This is a genomic window from uncultured Capnocytophaga sp., from assembly GCF_937936315.1.
Classification (GTDB): Bacteria; Bacteroidota; Bacteroidia; order Flavobacteriales; family Flavobacteriaceae; genus Capnocytophaga.
The window spans coordinates 138,616-161,680 of record NZ_CALGWU010000057.1 but is presented as its reverse complement, the minus strand read 5'-3'; the positions used below and the strand labels follow the sequence as shown (position 1 = coordinate 161,680).

Here is a 23,065-nt window from a genome sequence, read left to right as displayed (position 1 = left end):
CTAACACCTGTCTCCTAACACCTGAAACCTGACACCTAAAACCTACTCTTCTCTGCTAATCTTAAAATATCTCCAAAAACTCCGCGAGCGGTTACTGAAGCGCCTGCTCCTGCACCTTGTATCACGATAGGGTTATCACCGTAAGATTCGGTGTAAATCTCAAAGATAGAATCAGCACCTTTTACCTGACCGAGGGCACTGTTGCGCGGAACGGATACTAACGATACGTCTAACTGTACTGTTTCAGTAGAAGCTAAGTCGCCATGAAGGTCACCTACATAACGCAGTACGTGGTCGGGGGCTTGCGATTCTTTGATTTGCTGATATGGGGCATTGAACTCGTCTAAACGTTGCAAAAAGTCTTGCACTGAGCCTTCTCTCAAATGTTCGGGGATAAGGTTTTGTATTTTCACATCGCTGAACTCATTACCTAAATCGAGTTCGCGGGCTAAAATGAGCAGTTTGCGCCCTACATCATTACCACAAAGGTCTTCACGAGGGTCGGGTTCGGTATAGCCACTGTTGATAGCGTGTTGGAGCACCTCGCTAAACGGCTTATTTTCTGCTGAAAAAGTATTGAACAGATAGCTGAGCGTTCCTGAGAAAATTCCCTTAATACGCGTAATATTCTCACCTGAATGGTGCAAGAGGCGAATAGTGTCTATCAGTGGTAAGCCTGCCCCTACATTGGTTTCGTAGAGATAAGTTTTTTGGTGTTGTTTGAGAGTTTTCCGCAGTTCTTGGTAAAAGTCAAATGAAATAGTATTTGCTATCTTATTAGCAGAAACCAAGTCGTAACCGCTCTTGATAAGCAGAATATAGTTATCTACAAAGGTTTTGCTGGCAGTTACATCTACGGCGATGAGGTTCTCTAAGTGATTTTTATCTACAAAGGCTTGCAGAGTGTCGAAGCTATAAGGCACGGCTTCTTTATCGAAGGTAGAGCGCCAATTGTTATTAATTCCTTTTGCATTGGTGAGTAGCTGTTGTGAATTAGCAATCGCAACAATGCGCAAACTGATATTCTTGCGGTGGAGTATATTGTCGTGTGCAGCAATCACTTGGTCGATGAGAGTAGCTCCTACGGTACCTTTACCAAAGATTACCAAGTTGATACGGCGTGAAACCCCAAAGATTTCACCGTGAATTACGTTCAGTGCCTTGTGGAGGTTTTCGGTTTTGAGTACCAAACTCACGTTTCTACCCGTTACGGCATTGTTGATGAGCAAAGGAACGATTTGGTTGCGTATTAAAGCGTTATAAGGGTGATGGAAAGTAGCAAGCGGTTGTCCTACGATAGAAATTACAGCTACATCTTCTACGATGCTCACACTGCTCACATCATTGGTGTAGAAATCGTGTGAGAATTCCTCGTCTATAGCAGCTTTGGCAAGTTTTGCATCTTTTGAAGCTACTACCAAGCCTACCCCGCGCTCCGATGACCCTTGCGAGATGATACTCACACTGATACCTTTTTGTGCGAGTGCTTTAAAAATACGCGCATCTACGCCCACTTTGCCCAAGAGTCCGCGACCTTCCATCACGATAAGGGCATTGTCTTTAATTACCGAAATTGATTTGATGCCCTCTTGCACGCTTTCTTGGTGAATGAGTGTGCCGGCGTCTTCACTGTTGAAAGTGTTTTTGATACGCAACGGAATGCCTTTTTCAATGAGTGGGATAATGGTTTTGGCGTGGAGTATAGAAGCTCCAAAGTTAGCTAATTCATTGGCTTCTTCGTAAGAAAGATGGCGTATAATTTTGGCTTCGGGTACTAACTCAGGATTGGCAGTGAAGATACCATCAACGTGGGTGTAGTTTTGCAGTTCAGAAGCGTTGAGGTAGTTAGCCAAAAGCGCTGCCGAATAGTTACTGCCATTGCGCCCCAAGGTAGTAGTGTCGCCTTTTTCGGTGGAAGCGATAAAGCCTGTAACCACTGCCACACAATTAGGAGGGATGCTTGCAAAGCAGTCGCGGGTGAGTTTTTCGGATACTGAGTTGATGATTTGTGCATTGCCCACCACCGCATCAGTTTTGAAGATTTCACGGCTATCTACAAAGGTACTTTCCAAGCCCTTGCGCTGGAGTAGTGCTGCCACAAGTTTAGCCGACATTAGTTCACCTTGTGCCAATACCAAATCTTTGGTTTTAGGGCTGTAGTCTTTTAGTAGCGAAACGCCTTCAAGAAGTTTTTCGAGCAACTGAAATTCGGACTCAAACGACACACGAGGGTCATATAGTTGTTCGTCTTTCAGCTGTTGAAAGTCGACAGTATAGTCCTCACCTCTACTTGCTTTTTCGAGCAAAGCCTCTAATTCATCGGTAGTGTTGCCTCGCGCTGAAACTACTACTGATAGAGGTTCTTTATGTGAAGTAATGATAATATCAATCACCTTTTCAATGCCGTCATTGGCAAGTGATTTTCCACCAAATTTTAATATCTTCATCTTATGACAATTAACAATTAACAAATTCTTATCTCTTACCTAACAAACACTTTCTTTAAATACTGTTCTAACTGTTTGTGTTCTATTAGGAAAGCATCGTGACCGTGTACTGAGTGGATTTCGTAATAGTCTACGGGTTTGCCCATTTCGCGGAGTTCAGTTACAGTATCTCGGTTCTCTTGAGGCACAAAATATAAATCGGAATCGGTGCTTACAATGGTAATATGGGCAGTGATAGGCGCTACAGCCTCGGCAAAACTACCGCGTTCTTTAGAAATATCTATTGTTTTTACCAATTGGTTCATCAGTTTGTAGGCAGAGAGTGAAAAGCGTTTGTGCAGCTTCTCGCCGTGGTGCAAAAGCCACGTTTCTACATTGTACAACTGCAACGGAATGTTAGTAGTGCGCTCAAATTTCAGTTTCAACGATTGAGGCGTGCGGTAACACAACATCGCGTGGAGACGTGCATCGTGCAAGGGGTGTGTAGAGTTTTTGAGTATCTGCTCTTGCAAGAGGCAGTTACCAATAATCCAGTCGGTTGCTTTCCAATCGGCAGCTACAATTACGAGTTCTTTGAAAAGGGTAGGGGCGAGGGCTGCCATTTCCCAAGCAATACCGCCTCCTAACGAGCACCCTACGAGAGCAAACACTTCATTGAGACCTAAATGCTCGGTGAGCCCTTGGTTGAAAATACGCGCTACATCTATACCCGCCCAATGCTCATAATTAGAAATCATATCTTCTTCGCGTGCTCCAAAACCATTGCCTAGGATATTAAAAGCTACTACTGTGTATTTAAGGGTATCTATCAACTTCCCTTCACCAATAGCTTCTTTCCACCAGCCGTTTTCACCCGTTACTTGTGAATTGCCTGTAAAAGCGTGATTTACCACTACCACGGGCGCTTCTCCTAGCGGTAAGCCAAAACATTGGTAATATAACCTAAGTGAGGGAATGCGCACCCCATAAGAGGTAACGAAATCAGTAAGAGTGTAATGTAGGATATCAGGCATAGAATATTATAGTAAATATTTTTACGAATATTATCTTAAATAGAAAATATTTCTATTTCAAAGGTGATGCGCTTTGTGTATATAATTTGAGCGGGGCAAAAGTAAGAAGTTTTTCCTTATAAAGCAAGTTTTTGACAATGAATTGTTTAAAATTGCTAATAATCTCTAAATAAAAAAAGGCTGCCTAATTAGGCAGCCTTTTTTTATTGTCGTTTATCGCTAATTCCTATCGCTTTTCCTATAAGGGTTGTTGAGGTGCAATTTGTTACTTCTACAAGTACAAAATCACCTACTTTATAATTTTCTTTAGGGAATACAACTACAGTGTTTTGAGTGTTGCGTCCCATCCATTCATCAGCTGATTTTTTAGAAGTTCCCTCGATGAGTACTTCAACAACCTTACCTACTTGAGCTTGAGTGCGGTATAAACTGTGTTTTTGTTGCAAGTCGATGATTTCGGCAAGACGGCGTTTTTTCACTTCTTCTGGCACATCATCTTCTATTTTGCGAGCGGCTAACGTACCAGGGCGCTCAGAATAAGCAAACATAAACCCAAAATCGTACTTCACATATTCCATTAGCGAAAGTGTATCGCGGTGATCTTCTTCAGTTTCGGTAGGGAAACCAGCAATCATATCTTGCGAAATGGCACATTCAGGGATGCGTTCACGTATGCTATCGATGAGTGTGAAGTACTCTTCGCGAGTGTGCAGGCGGTTCATTGCTTTGAGAATGCGATTGCTTCCGCTCTGTACTGGCAGGTGAATATATTTGCAGATATTAGGATGTTTCGCCATTGTGTCAATCACATCAAGGGTCATATCCTGCGGATTAGAAGTAGAAAAACGGATACGCATTTCAGGCTGAGCTGTTGCCACCATATCAAGGAGTTTGGCGAAGTTGATAGCAGTAGCTTGTTGCATCTCACTTGCTTTGCTAAAATCCTTTTTGAGTCCGCCGCCATACCATAAGTAACTATCTACATTTTGCCCTAAGAGAGTCACCTCTTTAAAGCCACGTGCTTGGAGATCAGCGATTTCGTTGAGGATAGAATAGGGGTCGCGGCTGCGCTCACGTCCGCGAGTGAAAGGCACAATACAAAAAGTGCACATATTGTCGCAACCACGTGTGATAGATACAAAAGCAGTTACTCCATTGCTATTGAGGCGGATAGGCGCAATATCAGCATAAGTTTCATCTTTAGAGAGAATTACATTCACCGCCTCGCGACCTTCTTCTACTTCTTCAAGGAGGTTAGGCAAATCTTTATAAGCATCAGGACCTACCACCATATCCACGATTTTTTCCTCTTCAAGGAAAGCGTGTTTTACCCTTTCAGCCATACAACCCAATACGCCCACTTTCATCGTCGGTTTCTTGCGTTTGTACACATTGAACTGTTCCAAGCGCTTGCGAATGGTCTGTTCCGCCTTTTCGCGTACCGAACAGGTGTTGATGAGCACCAAATCGGCATCATCAACAGTATCAGTAGTATTATAACCTACTTTAGAGAGGATAGAAGCTACAATCTCACTGTCGGAGAAATTCATTTGGCATCCATAACTCTCGATGTATAGTTTTTTAGTATTGTTGTTATCAGCCTGTAGCACAAGGCTTTGCCCTTGTTTACTTTCGTCTATTTCTTTACCCATAGAGGTTTTCTTACTTGATTGAGGGCGCAAAGATACAAAACAATTGATAATTAGCAATTGATAAGTAGCAAAAGAGGACTAATAGCTATTTTGCTATTTCTAAAATATTTATTACCTTTGCGCTCTAATAACTCTTAACTTTTAATTCTTAACTAAAACAATGGCTCGTGTTTTAACAGGTATTCAAAGTACCGGTACCCCTCATTTGGGGAATATTCTTGGGGCTATACTCCCCGCAGTGCAAATGGCGTCAGATCCTGCTAATGAATCTTTTCTGTTCATTGCCGATATGCACTCTCTCACTCAAATAAAAGACGGCGCACTTCTTCGTGCCAATACTTATAGCGTCGCTGCCACTTGGTTAGCTTTTGGTTTGGACACAAACAAAGTTACTTTCTACCGCCAGAGCGACGTACCTCAAACTGCTGAACTTTCGTGGTATTTAGCGTGCTTTTTCCCTTACCAACGCCTCACACTTGCTCATTCATTTAAAGACAAAATGGACTATTTGCAAGATGTGAACGCGGGACTCTTTACTTACCCTATGCTGATGGCTGCCGACATACTCTTGTATGATGCTGAGGTCGTACCTGTAGGTAAAGACCAATTGCAACACCTTGAGATTACCCGCGATGTGGCTTCTCGTTTCAATCATCAAATGGGCGAAACCTTTGTATTACCACAAGCTAAAATAGAGGAAAAAATAATGATTATCCCTGGTACCGATGGTGAGAAAATGAGTAAATCACGCAACAACTTCATCAATATTTTCTTGCCCGAAAAGCAACTTCGCAAGCAAATAATGGCAATCCCTACGGATAGTACGCCTTTGGAAGCTCCTAAAGACCCCGATACTTGCAACGTAATGCGCCTCTACCGCCTATTGGCTTCGGATGAGCAAATACAAACGATGGAAGCTGCTTACCGCGCTGGAGGTTATGGTTTTGGCAGTGCCAAACAAGCCCTCTACGAACTGATATTAGAAAAATTTGCTACCCCACGTGAACGCTACAATTACTATATGGAGCATTTAGATGAACTCGATGCCATCCTCAAAGAAGGTGCTGCCAAAGCACACCGCGTAGCCGATGAAACCTTGCGCAGGGTACGAGCTAAAATAGGATATTAAAATGACAAAATTAAAAGCTGGCGTCCTCGGTGCAGGACATTTAGGAAAGATACATTTGCGATTGCTCAACCAATCGGATAGATATGAACTCGTAGGTTTTTACGACCCCGATGAAGCTAACGCTCAAAAAGTAAGCGAAGAGTTCGGTTACAAGCGTTTTGATAGTATGGAAGCCCTTATTGCCGAATGTGATATGGTGGATGTAGTAACTCCTACTCTCAACCACTTTGTGTGCGCCGAAAAGATTATCAAAGCGGGCAAACACCTCTTTATCGAAAAACCTATCGCTACTACAGTAGAAGAAGCTGAAGCGATTATCGCCCTTGCCAAGGAACATCACGTGAAAGGACAAGTGGGTCACGTAGAGCGTTTTAACCCTGCCTTTATAGCAGTACGTGACCAAATTCACAACCCTATGTTCATCGAGGCACACCGCTTGGCAGAGTTCAACCCTCGTGGTACCGATGTGCCTGTAGTACTCGACTTGATGATTCACGATATCGATGTGATTTTGAGCGTTGTAAAATCAAAAGTGAAACACATTTCGGCAAGTAGTACAATGGTTATCAGTCATTCACCCGATATTAGTAATGCGCGCTTGGAGTTTGAGAACGGTTGTGTAGCCAATATCACCGCCAGTCGTATCTCTATGAAGAATATGCGCAAAAGCCGTTTTTTCCAAAAAGATGCTTATATTTCGGTAGACTTTTTAGAGAAAAAAGTAGAAGTAGTGAAAATGAAAGATGCACCCGAAGTAGCTGGTGATTTTGATATGATATTGCAAAATGCGGAAGGAGAACGTCGCCAAATTTATTTTGAATACCCTGAAATACATAATAACAACGCTATTTTAGACGAACTTGAGAGCTTTGCCGATGCTATAGAAAACGATACAACTCCTATGGTTACCCTCGAACAAGGCACTGAAGCCCTTAGAATAGCCAAACAAATTGTAAGTCTATGAAACAACTCATTACGCTCTTAATTTGTGTAGTAGTGAGCCCACTATCAATGGCACAATCTACTACCGATTTCAAAATCCGCTATGAAACTTTTATCAAAGGGGATATCAAAATCATAGGAAATAACATTCTCAACCGAAATGAGAAACGCAATTCCCCCAATGAACCTTACAACGATCGTAGCCCTAAAGCCAAACTCAACGATGAGTTTGATATGCAATACATTGATATTGATAGCGACCCCAGTACGTTTTCCTCTAGTAGTGCCAACTTTGCGTACGAAGGTGTAGGAGGAGGCAAAGTCGCTTATGCAGCTTTGTACTGGTCGGCTACTTATCCGTATGCTAAAGGACAGCTAAAAGGTAGTAAAAACACTATCACCGATGCTAATAGAGAAGATGCTAGCAGCGTGTTGCTCAAAACTCCTAATAGCAGCAATTATATGCCTATAGATGGTGAATTGATATTTGATGGTCGCACTGATTCCGATTTGAAAAACTCGGCTCCTTATGTGTATTACGCCAATGTAACCAGTATATTATCATCGGCAAATACTATAGAAGGAGAATATACTGTTGCCAATGTAAAGGCAGCCTTGGGGCAAGTAGAAGGAGGTTCGGCTGCAGGTTGGGCGTTAGTGATAGTTTATGAAAATGCCAATAGCAATATCAAAAAAGTAATTACCTACGATGGTTTTTCGGCTATTACTAATGATGCTGCTAAAACTTTCACCTTTAGTGGATTTAAAACTCCTGAAGCAGGTGATTTCAAAACTCGTATTATGGGAGTAACCCTTGAAGGCGACTTTAATATGACGGGTGATAATGTGGCTATAGGGGTACCTGCAAGTGGTAAAACAACTTCTTTGGAAACCAAATTGCGCCCTAATCAAAACTTTTTTAGCAGTGCCATTACCTATAATGATGAGATGGTGAAAACACGCAAACCTAACAGTGAAAACACTTTAGGGTTTGATATCTTCCGTATAGATATAAAGAACGACAACCAATATCTCATTCCTAACAACGCTACTTCATTAGATTTGAGTTATACCCGTAGTCGCGACCGTTATTATCTGTTTCTCACTGCTTTGGAGATAGAGAACAACCCTAAAGAGATTACCCAATTGCACCGTAGTACTCGTGTAACCAAACTTACCGCTAAAGATACTGAAAAAGGATATTACGTGATTGTAGGGGTATTCCTCAATATCAACAATGTGAACAATAGGGTGGAAGAAATGAAAAAATGGGGTTATGATGCCCAAGTGTATTACAACCGTGACCAAGTGCTAAACTTCATTTATGTGGCTCGTTACGATAGATATGAAGATGCAGTGAAAAAGGTTGACGAAATACGCGAAAATACCGAAATCCCCGATCCTTGGATTTTGGATGTTGCCAATTACGATTAATTTTAGATGTTAGATAAAAATACACAAGTAGCCTTACAGAAGGGGGAGATTCTCCCCCTGATGGAGGCTTTTTACAGCTTACAAGGTGAAGGTTTCTACAAAGGAACTGCCGCTTACTTCATCCGTTTAGGCGGTTGTGATGTAGGTTGTCATTGGTGTGATGTAAAGGAAAGTTGGGCTGCCGAAGCACACCCTTTAGTGCCTGTAGATACTATTGTAACCGATGCCTTAACACACTCCAAAACTATGATTATCACGGGAGGAGAACCCTTGATGTGGAATTTAGATCTTCTTACCGAAAAACTGAGAGCCTCAGGGGCGCGCACTCATATTGAAACTTCGGGAGCTCACCCCTTATCAGGTACTTTTGATTGGATATGCCTCTCTCCTAAAAAAATAAAACGCCCCGTGGGGGACGTTCTTCAAAAAGCTAATGAGCTGAAAATGGTGATTTATAATAATAATGACTTCCTTTTCGCCGAAGAAATGGCTGCACAAGTATCACCAGATTGCTTGCTATACCTTCAACCCGAGTGGAGCAAACGCGCTGTGGCAATGCCTAAAATTGTAGATTATGTAATGGCTCACCCTCAGTGGAAAGCCTCCTTGCAAATGCATAAATACCTTGATATTAGGTGATAGGTGTTAGGTGACAGGTCTCAGGGGACAGATTGCTACTAATTTACTAATTTAGCAAGGTAATCAAAGTGTTCACCTTCGGCGATAAGTTCGCATTCTAACCCTACTGAAATAGCTACATTCTGCAAAGTATTGTAATCTACATACATCCACGGGAAAGGTTTTTCTTTCTGTCCCTTGTACTTCACCACGTAATCCACTTCTCCGTAATAATCAAAATAGAGCGGTACATCATAACTGCCATCGGGGTTTTCATCGAACATATAGATAATATCAGAAGAGTCGGTGAGGATTTGTCCGTTTGGAGCTAAGAGTGTTTTGAGGTGGGCATAGAAAGCGCCCATTTTTTTAAGCCGTCCGCATATACCTGCGCCATTCATTAGCAAAAGAATCGTGTCGTACTGCCCTGTTGTTTCCAATACATTCTGCACTTGGGCGTTGCGCAAGCCTCGCAATTGGCAAGCCTCAATAGCCTTAGGCGATAGGTCGATAGAATGTACTTCAAGTTTGCGTTCATTCTGCAAATAGAGACCGTGAGAGCCTGCTCCACAGCCTACTTCTAATATTTTTCCTTTTGCCATTTGTAGAGCTTTTTGCTCTAATGCAGGCATCTGTTCAAAGGAGCGAAACAAATAAGGCAAGGGCAATACATCTTCTTCGGAAATAGTAGTTTCCGTTTTGATATCTTCAGTATATTGCCCTTGCTGATAATCTAAAATAGCTTGTCCAAATAAGTCTTTCATTAGTTATCCCATTCTAATAGGCGGCGTTCACCTTCTATTTTTTGAATATCGGTGATGTCTTGCGACATTTCAATTACGCCTTTGTAGTTCTTATCCTTGTCGCGTACAGCAAAGTAACGCACATAAATAAGACGACCGCGATAATTGAACCAGAAATTAGCTTCGTTTTGTGTGCCTGCACGGAAGTTCTCTACAATTTTGAGTACTGTGCCTACACTCTTAGGAGGGTGACAGAATTTTACTTCGCGCCCTATGATACCCGCACTGCGAGGGAATACGCGTTCTTCGCCGCGGTTGTAGAAAATTACGCGGTCGTGTTCATCCACAAAAGTAATATCAATAGGGAGGGTTTTGAGCAAGAGGTTCACCTGTTCAATGGTCATATAGCCCTCATCATAATGGGCAGCAGCATCATCGAATTTAACATCGGTGCGACGTTCGGTATCCATTGAAGGGTGTACATATACAGGCTCATTGGGGTTGTTGTTAGGGTAAGGGGCAGGTTCTTCTTTTAGCATCCAGCCTATTTCTTCCTCACCTTTGCGCATTTCAATCCAATCTTCTTCAGTGAGCAACTGCAAAGCATTAGGGAAGAGGATATTAGCTTCTACATTCAACAAGCGACCCAAGTTATCTTCGATATAGCGTACGTTAGTTTGTGCTGCATCAAAATCTTTTTCTTCTAAGTTTTTGCGCACCAAGCGGAAGATATCGCGAATAGTATCGTGGAAAGACCACATATTTTGTGAAGGGTTTGTCCAGCCGCATTTTTCCAAGAAAGGGAAAAGCTGGTTTTCCTTGCGAGCAAAGTGTTTTTCTACGGTTGCCAAATGGTTGAACACGTTGTAGAATTTCTGATAGTCGGTATGAGGGTCTATGCCAAGGAGCTCGTCCATTAATGAGTAAATAAGGTCAGCTTCAAGCATATAGGTATGCACAGGATGTCCTGCAGGTAAAGTTTGTTCCATAAAAAAATATTTTAGGAGGCAAAGGTATGAAATAATTTGCTAATTTACTAATTTGTTGATTAGCAAATCAAAAAAAGATGTATATTTGTACCTTAAAAAATAACGTTATGAAAGAGTTCATTCATATAGGGCAGCGTTTGGTTTTATTAATTTTAGTATGGATATTGTCATTCATACCTATCTCTATATTCAATAGTAAAAGTTCTTGTGCGACAGGTGATATATTTGTATTTGCCTTTTGGATAGGATTATTTTGTGGACTTTATGGTATATTTTTGGTGATAGAGGCTTATTTTTTGTCGCAGAAGCGAGAGCGAGGTTGTGCTATAGCAAATATAGTAATGGCTATTCCACTATTGTTGTTACTGTTAGGAGCGTTAGCTTTGCTATAGCTAATAAATTGATAAGAAAGAGTAAATATAAAACCTTCTGAAGCTAATGAAACTATATAGAATTATTTTTATGAAATTACAGCAAATGATGAACGTGCTTTATTATTATATTTATCTTTTTAATGTGAAGTTTTTGCCTTATACTTTCTCAGATTCAAATACTGTTTGGATGTTAGGATCTTTATTTGCTTTAATAGTCAATTCTTTACTTAATATAGGATTGGCATATTTTTTCGGTTATACTTTAGGTCGTTTTCAAGTACTAAGTATAACAATACTTCTGGTGATTTTCTTTCACTTTAAATACAATAGAAGTGGTAAGGGAATACGAATTGTTAAAAAAGAAAAACCTAAGTTTTTGGGTAGCAATACAGCTTCTATAATACTAACAATTCTGTTTTTTTTGATAAGTATATCATTCTTTTTATTTAGTGAAGATGTAGTAACAGAAATATTAGAAAAGAAAAAAGCTACTACCTTACCTATGTAATCAAAAAGATGTATATTTGTTCTTTAAAATCATTATAACTATGGAAGAAGTGCTACCTCATATTGCTAAACGCGTTCTATTGCTCATATTATTGTGGATACAACCCTTTTTTAGTCATATTTGTTTTTAAAATATAAAAAAATAAAGCCTCCCAATTTCTCAGGAGGCTTTGAATATTTGCTTTTTGGATATTTGTTAAGTTAGTTACTACTTATGAGTGTTGTAAAGTTCAGCAACTTTCGCCCAGTTGATTACATTAAAAAACGCTTCGATATAATCAGGACGACGGTTTTGATAATTTAAGTAGTAAGCGTGTTCCCATACGTCTAATCCTAAGATGGGGAAACCGCCACAACCTGTGTTAGGCATCAACGGATTATCTTGATTTGCAGTAGAGCAAATCTCTACTTTGCCGCCTTTGTGAACACAAAGCCAAGCCCAGCCTGAGCCAAAACGAGTAGCTGCAGCTTTGCTAAACGCCTCTTTAAAACCTTCAAAACTACCAAAAGACTCATCAATTGCTTTAGCGAGTTCTCCAGTAGGTTTGCCGCCGCCATTAGGACTCATTATTTCCCAAAAAAGATTGTGATTGTAGAATCCACCACCATTGTTGCGAAGCGCAGCGTTGTTCATATCCAGGTTTTTAAGAATTTCCTGAATACTTTTGCCTTCTACTCCAGCAGGAGCCAAAGCGGCATTTAAGTTGGTTGTATAGGCATTGTGGTGTTTCGTGTGGTGAATTTCCATTGTACGCGCATCAATGTGAGGTTCAAGAGCGTCGTAAGAGTATGGTAATGTAGGAAGTGTAAACATAATATATTCTTTTTTAAATTTTTAGCAAAGATACTATAAAAACAAATGAGTAAGAGTATTTTAGTTATAGATTTTTCTTATAAAGCTATAATTTTATAAGAAAAAAATAATTTCGCTTAGTTATAACCGCCTTACCTCAGGTCTAATGGATTGAAATAAAAGGAAAGGTTAATTTTGCTAATTTGCAAATTATTTGTACTTTTGCGCCATTAATAACTAAAAAACAGATAAACAATGAAGAAGACAATTCTTTTATTAGTAGCTATTTTTGCGATGGTAGCTTGTGGCAAAAGTGATAACAAAGGAGACGATTCAGGTTATGCTCTTAAAATTTTAAAATCTGAAGGAGTTACCGTAATCTCTATTGTATTTCAATATTCAACCGGTGAAGTTGAAACAGATACAAGTCCAAAACCTCTCACTAAAGATTATGTAATGGATATCAAAGGAGGTGAGCCTATGCAAGTAGCAGTAGGAGGAAGAGGAGTAAATGATAACTCTACACTTACCATACAACTGTTACAAAACGGACAAGTTAAGAAAACAGCTACCTCAAGAGGAACTTTTATGACTTCCGCCCTTTAAAAACAAAATTAAAAGAGACTTAGCACTTTTGTTAAGTCTTTTTTATTTTATAATCAAACAAATAAATCCTTATTATGAAACAAATTGTATCACTCATTGCTCTATGTCTCGCCCCTCATCTTTGGGCTCAAACCCCTTTTGAAAACATTATCCAGAAATCAAGAAATACGTTTGACTCCTTAAAACTTGCCGAAGATAACCAGATGTATTATAAATTGGAGTTGCTTAGATACTTGTTCGACAAAGAGAAAATTACCTCAGAACAGTATGACCAAATGGCAAAGGAAATCCGCGAGGCTAACAAGCAAAACATTCTCCTACATTACTACAAACAAGCCTTGCAATTGAACTCTGAACTACAGCAAAAAAACTCTCAAATCGCTATAGATACTGTCCCTAAAACAACTACTCTTGATAGCCTCATCACCGATGAGTTGAAAATGGCTTACGAAGAAGAAAGAAGAGAGCTTTATAAGAATAGAATGCGATATGGTGACAACGACCAAACACTACAACCTCGACCATATATGGCAATGGGCTTGCAAACGGCAATAGGCGACAACAATCAACTTAAACCTCATCTCCATACCGATTTAGGTTTGGGATTTATAGCACACATCAACAAAAAACAACGACTCTTTATTAGTGCAGGCTTGGTGTGGCAAAACAACCGATTTGAAATCAAAGGCGATAACTATTTTGTAACAGAAAATGAAATCACGCGCTTAATGCCTTATGAAAAACCGCTGAAAAGCTCAAAATTACGTTTGCATTACCTTATTATCCCTATCGAATTGCAAAAGAAAATTAGAAGAGAAAGCCATATAGGAATAGGTTGTTATTTTGGCGGACTCATAGATGCTACTCAAAAAATTAAATATGAAGAAAATGATGAGGATTACAAACTCGTTCTTCGCAACAATCTAAAGCCTAATAGAGCCACTTATGGGGTTTCTGCTCAAATAGGCTATGGAGGTCTGGCGATCTATGCCAAATATAGTTTAGCACCCCTCTTCCAGCATACCCCTACCGAGATACACCCTCTTTCAATAGGAGTGAGTTTTTATCTCAATTGATAAATTGAAAAAAAATCTAATCAAATTCCAACCTTTTTACTTTTTCTTCGTTTTTTATAAGGGCAAAAGAGATTAATTATTTACCATTACCAAAGTGCAAATCGACAAACATCTTATAGAAAAAGCCCAAAGCAACAACCGCTTAGCGCAAAAGCAGCTGTACGACCAGTACGCTCCTGCTTTGTTGAGCGTGTGCAGGCTCTACATCAGCGATTTGCAATTTGCCGAAGATGCCCTACTAAAAGCCTTCTTCAAAATTTTTACTCATATCAACAAGTACCAAGAACAAGAACATTTCTACGCTTGGATGCGGCGAATCACTGTGAATGAGTGTATAGATTTCCTCAGAAGCAAAGCTCAAAAGCTATCCTTTGCCGACTGGAGTGACACTTACGACACAGTAGATGATGCCTACTTAGAGAACGAAAATTTTAGCGATGCCGAAATACAATCCTTTGTAGACCAATTGCCTACCACTTGCCGTGCCGTTTTCAACCTCTATGTGTTTGAGGACTATTCACACAAGCAAATCGCCGAAGAACTTTCTATCAGCGAAGGTACTTCTAAATCACAATTGGCGTATGCCAAAAAACTTTTGCAACAACACGTAACAACTTATAAAAAAAGAGCTTAAAAATGTGGAAAGACAATATACAATGCCTGTTTAGGTATAGAAAAATCAACCCTTCACCTGCTTTGTGGGAACAATTAGAAGCCCAATTAGCCGAGAGTAAAACCTTGCCAACTGGGCAAAAGAGGCGGAAACTGTGGTATTACACTGCGGCAGCTGCGGTACTGTTATGCCTTGCAATAGGATACTTGTGGCAACAACACACTGAAACCAATGATGAGCTCCAAGTCTCAAAAAAACTCATTGTTGTAAAGTCATCAGTGCCTACAACCAGTCCGCACCCTATAGTGCCTACAACTCTTAAAGACAGCCAGTGCAGTTCATACCCCTCAATTCTCAAAAATAGCCAATATGACCCATATCTTACTTCCTCAAAAGAGGAGATTACCCTTATCGATATCAATGCGGTAGATACTCTTTTCACCCAGTATACCGCCGATGCTATACAAAGCCGAATCACCAAGCAGATGGAAATCCAAATGGCTGCCGATTTGCAGCACCTATCCCCCGAATATTTAGCACTTGTAGCTACTACTCAAGCAGAACTCAACCAGTATGTTACTGAAAAATATCAGCAAGATAAAACCTTCAATACTATCGAAAAAGAACAGCTGAAGGACAAAGTAAAATTCTTAGCTGAAAGGCTACTCAAAGAAATAGGAACACGTGTCGTATCAAATAATAAAAGTTAAAAAACAAGTATCAGAAAATGAAAACATTACATCTATTATGGATGACTTGCTTGTTGGCGACAAGCGTCATCACCGCACAAAATAATTCTGAAGAGGCTATTAAAAAATCCAAAGCCACAATAGATTCTATAGTTTCTTCAGAAAAAGAAACGCTCAAGAAAAAACTTTCAGCCGTTAATGAACTGCTTAAAGATAAGAAAATTACCGAAGAATTGGGCTTACAGATAAAAGAAGACCTCACAGCCACTACCGAGAAGAATATCAAAGAAAAAACCGCTGCCGAGGCTGAGCATTTGGCAAAACTTATACGTGAGCAAGTAGATTCAAATGCTATGGTAAAACCTATTGATACACTTAACGTGAATAAACCTAAGGACTATTTGCGTGCAATGGAAGAATTAGAGAAGATTTTTAATACTAAAGAAGATAAAAAACCCAATACTAAACGATCTTCTTATCAAGTAGAACTTTATACAGCTATAGGTCTTCATAATTTGATGAGCAATAATAATTTTGGTGATAGTCGTTTTCAAACATTAGGATCAAGATCGTTTGAAGTTGGTTTGGCTACAGGCTTCCGATTACTCAAAGCAAATAATCTATTCCATATCAACTATGGAATTGCTTGGATGTACAACGGACTCAAATTCAAAGAAAGCGAGTACTTTGTAAGAGAAAACGATGTGACAAAATCGGTACCTTATACCGCTAACAAACTCAGTAAATCTAAATTGCGTACCAATTATCTCATTGTACCTATAGATTTTGAGTTTGATTTTACACCTTCTAAAATAGGGAAAAAGTTTGTAAGCTATCCTGTTCATAGTAGTTTTAGAGCAGGTTTTGGTGGATATGTGGGACTATCTATTGGCAATAGTCAAAAAATTAAATACAACAATGGGAGTGATATCTATAAAACAGTTATGCGCAACGACTTAAACGTTAGCCCGTTCATTTATGGACTCTCAGCACACTTGGGATACAAGAGTTTTTCTATTTACGCGCGTTACAGCCTTGCACCACTCTTCCGCAACAATCCTGTAAACGAATATCCTTTCTCTATAGGAATACGCTTGGGATATTAAAAAATAGGGGCGAAACAACTCGCCCCTATTTTTTATAATCAATCAGAATTAACTTGTAATTTTTGTGCCACAAACTTTGTCAAAGTCTATAAATTGTCAAATCAGCAAATTTTTATTACCTTTGTCGGCAATAAAAACATTGTAATGACAACAGAAAATACACAATTAGTAATCCTTGATATTCAAGGTAAATTATCGCAAATAGTTTATCAAAGTGAAGAAGTTTTGCGCAATAGCAGTATCCTTATCGAAGGTTGCAAACACTTGGAACTTCCTATAGTTTGGGTAGAACAAATGCCCGATAAGTTAGGGGTGACTCACCCCGTGATTGCCGAGCTATTAAGCTCTAAAACTCCAGTGAAAAAAAGTAGCTTTTCAGCTTGGGACAATACAGAGTTTCAGCAACAACTCTATGACAATCAACGCAAAAAAGTACTGCTTATAGGCATTGAAACTCACATTTGTATCTATCAAACAGCGATTGATTTGCTTGCCAATGGTTATGAAGTATCAGTAATTGCCGATGCTGTTTCTTCGCGTACTGAGAGCAACAAACAAATAGGACTCACGATGCTCCGCGATGCAGGCGCTACCCTTTTGAGTACCGAAGCAGCCCTCTTTGCTCTTTTGCGTACTGCCGAGCACCCTAAATTCAAAGAAATAGCACGATTAGTAAAATAAAACCACATTATCAACAGCAAAAAGTTTGGCGAAGTCTAAGGACTTCGCCAAACTTTTTATTATTCACATATCACAGTGCCAATATCTCCTAACACCTGATGCCTACTGCCTATTACCTGACACCTGTCTATTGTAAATATACAATGATACTGCTGCAAATACCCCCATAGCACAAATCACATACCATAATTTAGCAGGATTATAAGCCTGCCAAAGGAGTTCTGTAATTTGCGATTGGCTGAGTCCTAATTTCTGACTAGCCAATTCAAAATATTGATTCTTAGTGAGGTTTTCAGGCATCTCAATAGCACGCTTAGCTAATTCTGTTTTTAGCAAAGTATATTTGTCCGACCATCTAGTGTATAGATGTCCTGAGAAAAAGTAAGTGAGGTAGTTACCCGCTGCAACAGGTAAAAATACAGTCCCTTGATAGAGAGCCTCTTTGCCTTTAGGTGTAATTTGTGCTACAAAAGCTGATAGGGTAGGGCTGGAAGCCATTTCCCCTACCGAGAAAATTACTGTACCTATAATAGTAAACCACGGATTGTTGAACATAAAAGTAAGGCATACCCCCAAAGTAGCGATAATTGTACCTCTAATCATTGCACTCACGTGTGTCATTTTGCTTACAAAGTACGATACAAGCACTTGGAAGAAAATAATCATAAGTGAATCGATATTCACAAACCATTCAGCTTTTATTTGCCCTTTATCAGTAAGTGTTGTGCCTAAGAAAGGCAAATATTGGTTAATCCAAGCGCTCATAGCCGATGAATCAACCCAATCTTCAATAAAGTTAAGCAAGGTATAGAACAACTGATTGAACATCGTCCAAAAAGGAACCATTAGCAATAAAAGAATAGTGAGACGACGGTCTTTTAGCGCCTCTACAATGTGCATAACAGATTCTTTTATCTCCGTAAGTAAAGGTTTTCTAATCTTTTGAGCAAGTTTAGGTTCTTTGTAGAGAAAGAGAGCTACCAATATGTTGATAGCCATTACCACAGCTCCTTGTATAAAGATAATGCGCCAACCATAAGTCGTGCGTAAATACGATGATGTAGCAGGACCTAAAAAGCCCCCTATGTTCACCATCATATAGAAAATCCCGAAGCCTATAGTACTAGTCTTTTCATCGGTATTGCGGGCAACAATACCATTTACTACTGGTTTAAAGAATCCTCCCCCAATAGCAGCAAATAGGAATATAGAAAAGAAAGCTGCATAAGTAGTTGCTTCACTAAGCATAAAATAACCAGCTCCCATAATCACAAACGAAATTATCAAAGAGAGTTTATAGCCTATACGGTCGGCAATTACCCCCAAAATAGGAGGAATAAAATACAATATAGCCGTAACATAAGCCATTATCGATGCCTTTTGCTCGTGGTCAAAACCAAGCCCTCCTTCATCAGTAGAGGCTACTAAATAAAGTGATAAAACAGTAAAAATACCATAAAAAGCCCAGCGTTCCATCAACTGAAGGAAGCTCGCTACCCAAAAAGTAGGAGAAAATTTATTTAACATAGTTCGTAAGTTATAAGTCGTCCGACGTTAGATTTTGAGCGCAAAGGTAGCTAATATCTCATCTTCAGAAAAATAAATACGCTTTTTCTACAAAGGACAAATATTTTGTTACAAATATAACAGAGTATTTGCTGAGTTTTCCAGTTCTATTTAGAATTATTTCACATTTTATTTAGAATTGTTTCATGTAATCCAAAAAAAGTATTACCTTTGCCCCCAATTTTAATGAGTGTGAAAAGTGAAAAGTGAAAGAATGCATTGTCCTCTCTATTGTTTCCCCAATATTTTCATTGGGATATTCCTCTTATTCTCTCTTTTTTCCCCAACACTTTACGCTCAAACAGTTACTACCACCACCACGACAACAACTGCTACTACCCAACCCATTCAGTTAGAGGAAGTAGTGGTAACTGCTAAAGAACTTCCTGCACCTACTTCTACTTCGCTTATCGACCGTAAGGCAATGCGACACCTTCAGCCTTCTAGCTTTGCCGATTTGGTGAGCTTGCTCCCTGGTCAACGGGTTACTACTCCCTCATTGAACTATGCTAATACCCTCACTCTCAGACAGACGGGCACTCCTATGTCTGGTTATAGTATTTCCTCTTTAGGCGTAGGCTTCAATATCGATGGTGTTCCTTTAGATGTGAATAGCAATATGCAATCTACGGTAGGATCGGGAATGATTATCACTCCACAGTCAGGCTATGCCAATGATAAGCGCAACACTACCCGCTCAGGGGTGGATATGCGCACTATCGCTACCGATGATATTGAAACAGTGGAGGTTATACGCGGAATTCCATCGGTGAAATTTGGTGATATCAGCAGTGGGGTAGTAACAATTCACCGCAAAAAAGGCTATACTCCCCTTAGGGCACGCGCCAAAGCCGATGGTTTTAGCAAACTTTTCTATATAGGTAAAGGTCTCAGTTTTTTTGAAAATAGCCTCAAACTCAACTTTAGTTTGGATTATTTGAATGCCCAACCCGACCCGCGTAATAGCTTTGAAAACTATAAGCGTTACACTGCTTCAGCACGTGCTGAAAAACGCTTTGATACCGAAAATCCGCTTACGTGGAATTTTAGCATAGACTATACGGGTACTATCGATAAGGAAAAACGTGACCCCGATGCTGGCTTCGATCGCTATGATGCTTATCAATCTACTTACAATAATATTCGCATTGCTAATGGACTAACTTGGGAGTTCCCCAAAACATTCTTCAAAACATTGGCACTCAAAACTAGTTATTCGCAGAGTTTCGACCGTATTGAGCAAGACAAATGGGTGCAAATCACCAATGCACGCCCTATCTTTACAAACACACAAGCAGGTGAATTTTACGGGGTATTCTCCGACCCTCACTATGTGTCGCACTTGCTCATTGATGGCAAACCTCTACACCTCTATGCCGACCTCTCAACGACTTCTTACAAGCTATTTTCGGGCTATCGCAACGAATTGCTCATCGGACTTACTTACAACTACAACAAAAACAACGGTCTGGGGCAGGTATACGATTTAGCACACCCTCCATCACCCGAAATGGACACCCGTCCGCGTGCTTTTAAGAGCATTCCTGCAATGCAAGATATGGCTTTTTATGCTGAAGAACAGTTAGAAAAAACTTTTTGGCATACCGAATTTCTCGTGCGTGCGGGCTTGCGTGCCAATACCCTTTTGGGACTCGATTCGCGCTATGCATTGCACAACAAAGTGTGTTTCGACCCTCGTGTGAATATGAAAGTTACTTTCCCAAAAATTGAATTTGCTAACCAAAAAGCCCTTAGTATTAGCCTTACAGCAGGTTGGGGAAAACACAGCAAACTTCCCACTCAAGAAATGCTCTACCCTCAAGATAAATACGAAGATTTTGTACAGCTCAATTACTATCACAACCAAAAGGCATACCGCCAATTGCACTACAAAACGTACATTTTTCCGCAAGTGAACTACGACATAATGCCTGCGGTGAACAACAAAGCCGAAGTACGCCTTGGGTTAGAATACAATCATCATTCGTTATTCATCACTTATTTTGATGAGCGTATGCAATCGGGTTTCCGAAAAATGAGTAATTATCATAAAGTGTTCTATAAAAAATACGATGCTACAGGGCTCAATCACAATGCGATTACTGCCCCTCCTTTGGTGGAAAATCTGCCTTATACAGTGCAAAACGCCCTGATACTCTCAACTATGGAGAGCAATGGTTCAGCTATTGATAAACAAGGGGTTGAGTTTCAGTACAGCAGTAAGCGCCTTCAGTTGCTCAACACTCGTTTTACACTCAGTGGAGCGTGGTTTCACAGCCTGTATTACAACTCATTGCCTGTATATCGCTTTGCCGATAAAGATGTGATCAACAACCGCAGACATTACAATTTGGGAGTATACCCCGAAGTGGAGAAGTACGACCGCGAACAGCTGGAAACCAGTCTTATTGCCGATACTTACCTCCCCGAACTAAAACTCACAACCTCTGTGCGTTGCGACCTAACTTGGTATACCATTAGTACCAATCCCTCACTTAGCCGTGTGCCTACTCACTACATCAGTGAGGATGGTGTACGTCACCCATATACAGCGGCGGAAGCAAGTGACCCCATATTGCAATGGCTCATACGCCCTACAACTATAAGTCTCAGCGATAGAACCCCTCTATCTATGAACATACATCTAAAAATATCCAAAGAATTTTATAAATACTTTACGCTTTCAATGTACGTAAACAATCTGTTCAACTTTTATGAAGATTACTGCGTTAATAACCAATATATCAATCGTCGTGGACTCATCAATCCCTATTTCGGAATGGAAATGAACGTTTCACTCAAATAACAATTAACAAATAACAAATAACTGCCCGTGCGGCTCGCAACAAATTAATTAATATGAAACATTTAAAACAATTTTTAGCTGTAGCACTTGGTTTAGTGCTCTTAAACGCTTGTAAAAAAGACGACAACAATGGCATCCCTACAGAACCTCTTTCTGTAACTTTTCATTTGCAAGCCCCCGACAAGGTAGCTATCACTCAATACGCTACCCTCACCCTCACTCTCACCGAGCTCAACAAAAATGAGAAGGTAGAAAAGGTATATCACAATGTATCAAGTAGTGATTTTAAGTTGGAATTATCAGCAGGTAGTTATGAAGTACGTGCTGCAGGTAGCGTAAATTACACTCAAAGTGGTACCACTGCCACGGGTGAAGTAGCAGGATTTGTAAGTAAGATTGATATTCTTACAGCTACTACCTACACAGTACCCCTTAGTCTAAAAATCACTTCCTCAGGAGAAGGAGATTTTATCATTGAAGAAATTTTCTTTGCCGGTACAGCCACTCCAGAAGGTAAACAGTATTTTGGTGACCAATACATCAAATTGTATAACCCTACTAATAAAGTCCTCTATGCTGATGGTTTGGTTTTAGCAGACTCTGAGTTCCTAACAGTAACCAAAAGAGATTATACCCCTGATGTAATGGCAGAAGCCTTTACAGCAGGAAGTATGGTGCAAATTCCAGGTACAGGCACTCAATATCCTGTGCAACCGGGGAAGTCTATTGTAATTGCTGAACAAGGAATTAATCATAGAGAAAATAATCCTAATTCTATAGACCTTTCAAAAGCTGATTTTGAAAACTTCTATCCTCCAAAAGTGAAAGATGTTGATGGGGTAGGAGTGACTAACAATATCAACTTATATGGTATTTTTATATTCAACAACAGAGGCAATAGAAGTTATGTGATAGCACGCTTCCCTGAAGGTACTGCCACAGCTACACTTCAGTATAACTATGAATACAAAGTAGGAACAAAATTAATGAAGAGACAGGCTTTGAAAATTCCTAATAATTGGATCGTAGATGCTGTAAATTTAAGTACTAAAACAGGTTTTGAGTGGATAGTAACCTCCTCTTCCTTAGATAGTGGTTGGGCATATGTGGCTAATGATGAAAAAGATACTTCTCGTTATGGAAAATCTGTACGCCGTAAAGTTCTTTCTGAGAAAAATGGTAAGCCTATTTTTAAAGACACAAACGACTCTACTGAAGATTTTGAGATACTCACTACACCTACCCTTAAAAAGTAATAGCTAACAGCTAACAAGTAACAGG

Annotated in this window: 21 protein-coding genes; 14 read left to right on the top strand and 7 right to left on the bottom strand. The window is 39.8% G+C overall.

Translation table 11 applies throughout. From position 1 onward, the window contains the following. Positions 1-35: 35 nt before the first annotated feature. From thrA to miaB, 3 genes are all read right to left on the bottom strand, one after another. Positions 36-2,447, bottom strand: coding sequence for a bifunctional aspartate kinase/homoserine dehydrogenase I (gene thrA, locus Q0162_RS11625; RefSeq protein WP_297891917.1), 2,412 nt, complete (start codon positions 2,445-2,447; stop codon positions 36-38). A gap of 35 nt (positions 2,448-2,482) precedes the next feature. Next, complete coding sequence (locus tag Q0162_RS11620; RefSeq protein WP_297891915.1) at positions 2,483-3,460, bottom strand: alpha/beta fold hydrolase; 978 nt, start codon at positions 3,458-3,460, stop codon at positions 2,483-2,485. A gap of 203 nt (positions 3,461-3,663) precedes the next feature. Then, positions 3,664-5,112 (bottom strand): tRNA (N6-isopentenyl adenosine(37)-C2)-methylthiotransferase MiaB, encoded by a 1,449-nt coding sequence (gene miaB, locus Q0162_RS11615; RefSeq protein WP_297891912.1) that lies wholly within the window; start codon positions 5,110-5,112, stop codon positions 3,664-3,666. 160 nt (positions 5,113-5,272) lie between these two features. Between miaB and trpS the strand changes: the two genes are divergently transcribed. Genes trpS through Q0162_RS11595 form a run of 4 tightly spaced genes read left to right on the top strand, consistent with a single transcriptional unit; the run spans position 5,273 to position 9,256 of the window. After that, positions 5,273-6,241 carry a tryptophan--tRNA ligase gene (gene trpS, locus Q0162_RS11610; RefSeq protein ID WP_297891909.1) on the top strand — a complete coding sequence of 323 codons (969 nt, stop codon included), beginning with the start codon at positions 5,273-5,275 and terminating at the stop codon, positions 6,239-6,241. 1 nt (position 6,242) lies between these two features. Further along, a complete protein-coding gene (locus Q0162_RS11605; protein ID WP_297891906.1) occupies positions 6,243-7,205 on the top strand; it encodes a Gfo/Idh/MocA family oxidoreductase in 963 nt (320 codons plus the stop codon). Continuing rightward, a complete protein-coding gene (locus Q0162_RS11600; protein WP_297891903.1) occupies positions 7,202-8,617 on the top strand; it encodes an adhesin in 1,416 nt (471 codons plus the stop codon). Before Q0162_RS11605 ends, Q0162_RS11600 begins: the two co-directional genes overlap by 4 nt. 6 nt (positions 8,618-8,623) lie before the next feature. Next, positions 8,624-9,256: a 7-carboxy-7-deazaguanine synthase QueE gene (locus Q0162_RS11595; RefSeq protein ID WP_297891900.1), complete on the top strand. Its 633-nt coding sequence runs from the start codon at positions 8,624-8,626 to the stop codon at positions 9,254-9,256. 38 nt (positions 9,257-9,294) lie between these two features. Here Q0162_RS11595 and Q0162_RS11590 read toward each other — a convergent pair whose 3' ends face one another. Together Q0162_RS11590 and Q0162_RS11585 are read right to left on the bottom strand one after the other, a co-directional pair. Next, positions 9,295-9,999 (bottom strand): bifunctional 2-polyprenyl-6-hydroxyphenol methylase/3-demethylubiquinol 3-O-methyltransferase UbiG, encoded by a 705-nt coding sequence (locus tag Q0162_RS11590; protein WP_297891896.1) that lies wholly within the window; start codon positions 9,997-9,999, stop codon positions 9,295-9,297. Beyond that, positions 9,999-10,967, bottom strand: coding sequence for a PAS domain-containing protein (locus tag Q0162_RS11585; protein WP_297891894.1), 969 nt, complete (start codon positions 10,965-10,967; stop codon positions 9,999-10,001). Before Q0162_RS11585 ends, Q0162_RS11590 begins: the two co-directional genes overlap by 1 nt. A 107-nt stretch (positions 10,968-11,074) precedes the next feature. Here Q0162_RS11585 and Q0162_RS11580 point away from each other — a divergent pair, with 107 nt between their 5' ends. Next, positions 11,075-11,359: a hypothetical protein gene (locus Q0162_RS11580; RefSeq protein WP_297891892.1), complete on the top strand. Its 285-nt coding sequence runs from the start codon at positions 11,075-11,077 to the stop codon at positions 11,357-11,359. Between the two features lie 46 nt (positions 11,360-11,405). After that, the gene (locus tag Q0162_RS11575; RefSeq protein WP_297891890.1) at positions 11,406-11,849 is read left to right on the top strand and encodes a hypothetical protein; all 444 of its coding nucleotides are present in this window, start codon (positions 11,406-11,408) and stop codon (positions 11,847-11,849) included. Between the two features lie 207 nt (positions 11,850-12,056). Here Q0162_RS11575 and Q0162_RS11570 read toward each other — a convergent pair whose 3' ends face one another. Further along, complete coding sequence (locus tag Q0162_RS11570) at positions 12,057-12,662, bottom strand: superoxide dismutase (RefSeq protein ID WP_297891888.1); 606 nt, start codon at positions 12,660-12,662, stop codon at positions 12,057-12,059. A 234-nt stretch (positions 12,663-12,896) separates the two neighbouring features. Here Q0162_RS11570 and Q0162_RS11565 point away from each other — a divergent pair, with 234 nt between their 5' ends. The 6 genes from Q0162_RS11565 to Q0162_RS11540 all read left to right on the top strand — a co-directional run bounded on the left by Q0162_RS11565 (position 12,897) and on the right by Q0162_RS11540 (position 17,412). Next, positions 12,897-13,247, top strand: a complete 351-nt coding sequence (locus tag Q0162_RS11565) for a hypothetical protein (RefSeq protein WP_297891886.1) — start codon at positions 12,897-12,899, stop codon at positions 13,245-13,247. A gap of 74 nt (positions 13,248-13,321) precedes the next feature. Beyond that, a complete protein-coding gene (locus tag Q0162_RS11560) occupies positions 13,322-14,323 on the top strand; it encodes an outer membrane beta-barrel protein (protein WP_297891884.1) in 1,002 nt (333 codons plus the stop codon). 94 nt (positions 14,324-14,417) lie between these two features. Continuing rightward, positions 14,418-14,957: an RNA polymerase sigma factor gene (locus tag Q0162_RS11555; protein WP_297891881.1), complete on the top strand. Its 540-nt coding sequence runs from the start codon at positions 14,418-14,420 to the stop codon at positions 14,955-14,957. 2 nt (positions 14,958-14,959) lie between these two features. After that, on the top strand, positions 14,960-15,646 hold the full coding sequence (locus tag Q0162_RS11550; RefSeq protein ID WP_297891878.1) for an anti-sigma factor: 687 nt from the start codon (positions 14,960-14,962) through the stop codon (positions 15,644-15,646). Positions 15,647-15,663: 17 nt separating this feature from the next. Next, a complete protein-coding gene (locus tag Q0162_RS11545; RefSeq protein ID WP_297891875.1) occupies positions 15,664-16,731 on the top strand; it encodes a TonB-dependent receptor in 1,068 nt (355 codons plus the stop codon). A gap of 144 nt (positions 16,732-16,875) precedes the next feature. Then, positions 16,876-17,412: an isochorismatase family protein gene (locus Q0162_RS11540; protein ID WP_297891872.1), complete on the top strand. Its 537-nt coding sequence runs from the start codon at positions 16,876-16,878 to the stop codon at positions 17,410-17,412. A gap of 102 nt (positions 17,413-17,514) precedes the next feature. Here Q0162_RS11540 and Q0162_RS11535 read toward each other — a convergent pair whose 3' ends face one another. After that, the gene (locus tag Q0162_RS11535) at positions 17,515-18,939 is read right to left on the bottom strand and encodes an MFS transporter (RefSeq protein WP_297891869.1); all 1,425 of its coding nucleotides are present in this window, start codon (positions 18,937-18,939) and stop codon (positions 17,515-17,517) included. A 253-nt stretch (positions 18,940-19,192) separates the two neighbouring features. Between Q0162_RS11535 and Q0162_RS11530 the strand changes: the two genes are divergently transcribed. Further along, entirely contained in the window at positions 19,193-21,784 is a 2,592-nt protein-coding gene (locus Q0162_RS11530) for a TonB-dependent receptor plug domain-containing protein (protein ID WP_367272174.1), read from the top strand. 53 nt (positions 21,785-21,837) lie between these two features. Next, entirely contained in the window at positions 21,838-23,040 is a 1,203-nt protein-coding gene (locus Q0162_RS11525) for a DUF4876 domain-containing protein (protein WP_297891863.1), read from the top strand. Positions 23,041-23,065 lie beyond the last annotated feature (25 nt).

Bases quoted from the DNA above. Each gene is read 5' to 3' on its own strand.
- thrA (WP_297891917.1), bottom strand. From the start codon at position 2,447: ATGAAGATATTAAAATTTGGTGGAAAATCACTTGCCAATGACGGCATT.
- Q0162_RS11620 (WP_297891915.1), bottom strand. From the start codon at position 3,460: ATGCCTGATATCCTACATTACACTCTTACTGATTTCGTTACCTCTTAT.
- miaB (WP_297891912.1), bottom strand. From the start codon at position 5,112: ATGGGTAAAGAAATAGACGAAAGTAAACAAGGGCAAAGCCTTGTGCTA.
- trpS (WP_297891909.1), top strand. From the start codon at position 5,273: ATGGCTCGTGTTTTAACAGGTATTCAAAGTACCGGTACCCCTCATTTG.
- Q0162_RS11605 (WP_297891906.1), top strand. From the start codon at position 6,243: ATGACAAAATTAAAAGCTGGCGTCCTCGGTGCAGGACATTTAGGAAAG.
- Q0162_RS11600 (WP_297891903.1), top strand. From the start codon at position 7,202: ATGAAACAACTCATTACGCTCTTAATTTGTGTAGTAGTGAGCCCACTA.
- Q0162_RS11595 (WP_297891900.1), top strand. From the start codon at position 8,624: ATGTTAGATAAAAATACACAAGTAGCCTTACAGAAGGGGGAGATTCTC.
- Q0162_RS11590 (WP_297891896.1), bottom strand. From the start codon at position 9,999: ATGAAAGACTTATTTGGACAAGCTATTTTAGATTATCAGCAAGGGCAA.
- Q0162_RS11585 (WP_297891894.1), bottom strand. From the start codon at position 10,967: ATGGAACAAACTTTACCTGCAGGACATCCTGTGCATACCTATATGCTT.
- Q0162_RS11580 (WP_297891892.1), top strand. From the start codon at position 11,075: ATGAAAGAGTTCATTCATATAGGGCAGCGTTTGGTTTTATTAATTTTA.
- Q0162_RS11575 (WP_297891890.1), top strand. From the start codon at position 11,406: ATGAAACTATATAGAATTATTTTTATGAAATTACAGCAAATGATGAAC.
- Q0162_RS11570 (WP_297891888.1), bottom strand. From the start codon at position 12,662: ATGTTTACACTTCCTACATTACCATACTCTTACGACGCTCTTGAACCT.
- Q0162_RS11565 (WP_297891886.1), top strand. From the start codon at position 12,897: ATGAAGAAGACAATTCTTTTATTAGTAGCTATTTTTGCGATGGTAGCT.
- Q0162_RS11560 (WP_297891884.1), top strand. From the start codon at position 13,322: ATGAAACAAATTGTATCACTCATTGCTCTATGTCTCGCCCCTCATCTT.
- Q0162_RS11550 (WP_297891878.1), top strand. From the start codon at position 14,960: ATGTGGAAAGACAATATACAATGCCTGTTTAGGTATAGAAAAATCAAC.
- Q0162_RS11545 (WP_297891875.1), top strand. From the start codon at position 15,664: ATGAAAACATTACATCTATTATGGATGACTTGCTTGTTGGCGACAAGC.
- Q0162_RS11540 (WP_297891872.1), top strand. From the start codon at position 16,876: ATGACAACAGAAAATACACAATTAGTAATCCTTGATATTCAAGGTAAA.
- Q0162_RS11535 (WP_297891869.1), bottom strand. From the start codon at position 18,939: ATGTTAAATAAATTTTCTCCTACTTTTTGGGTAGCGAGCTTCCTTCAG.
- Q0162_RS11530 (WP_367272174.1), top strand. From the start codon at position 19,193: ATGCATTGTCCTCTCTATTGTTTCCCCAATATTTTCATTGGGATATTC.
- Q0162_RS11525 (WP_297891863.1), top strand. From the start codon at position 21,838: ATGAAACATTTAAAACAATTTTTAGCTGTAGCACTTGGTTTAGTGCTC.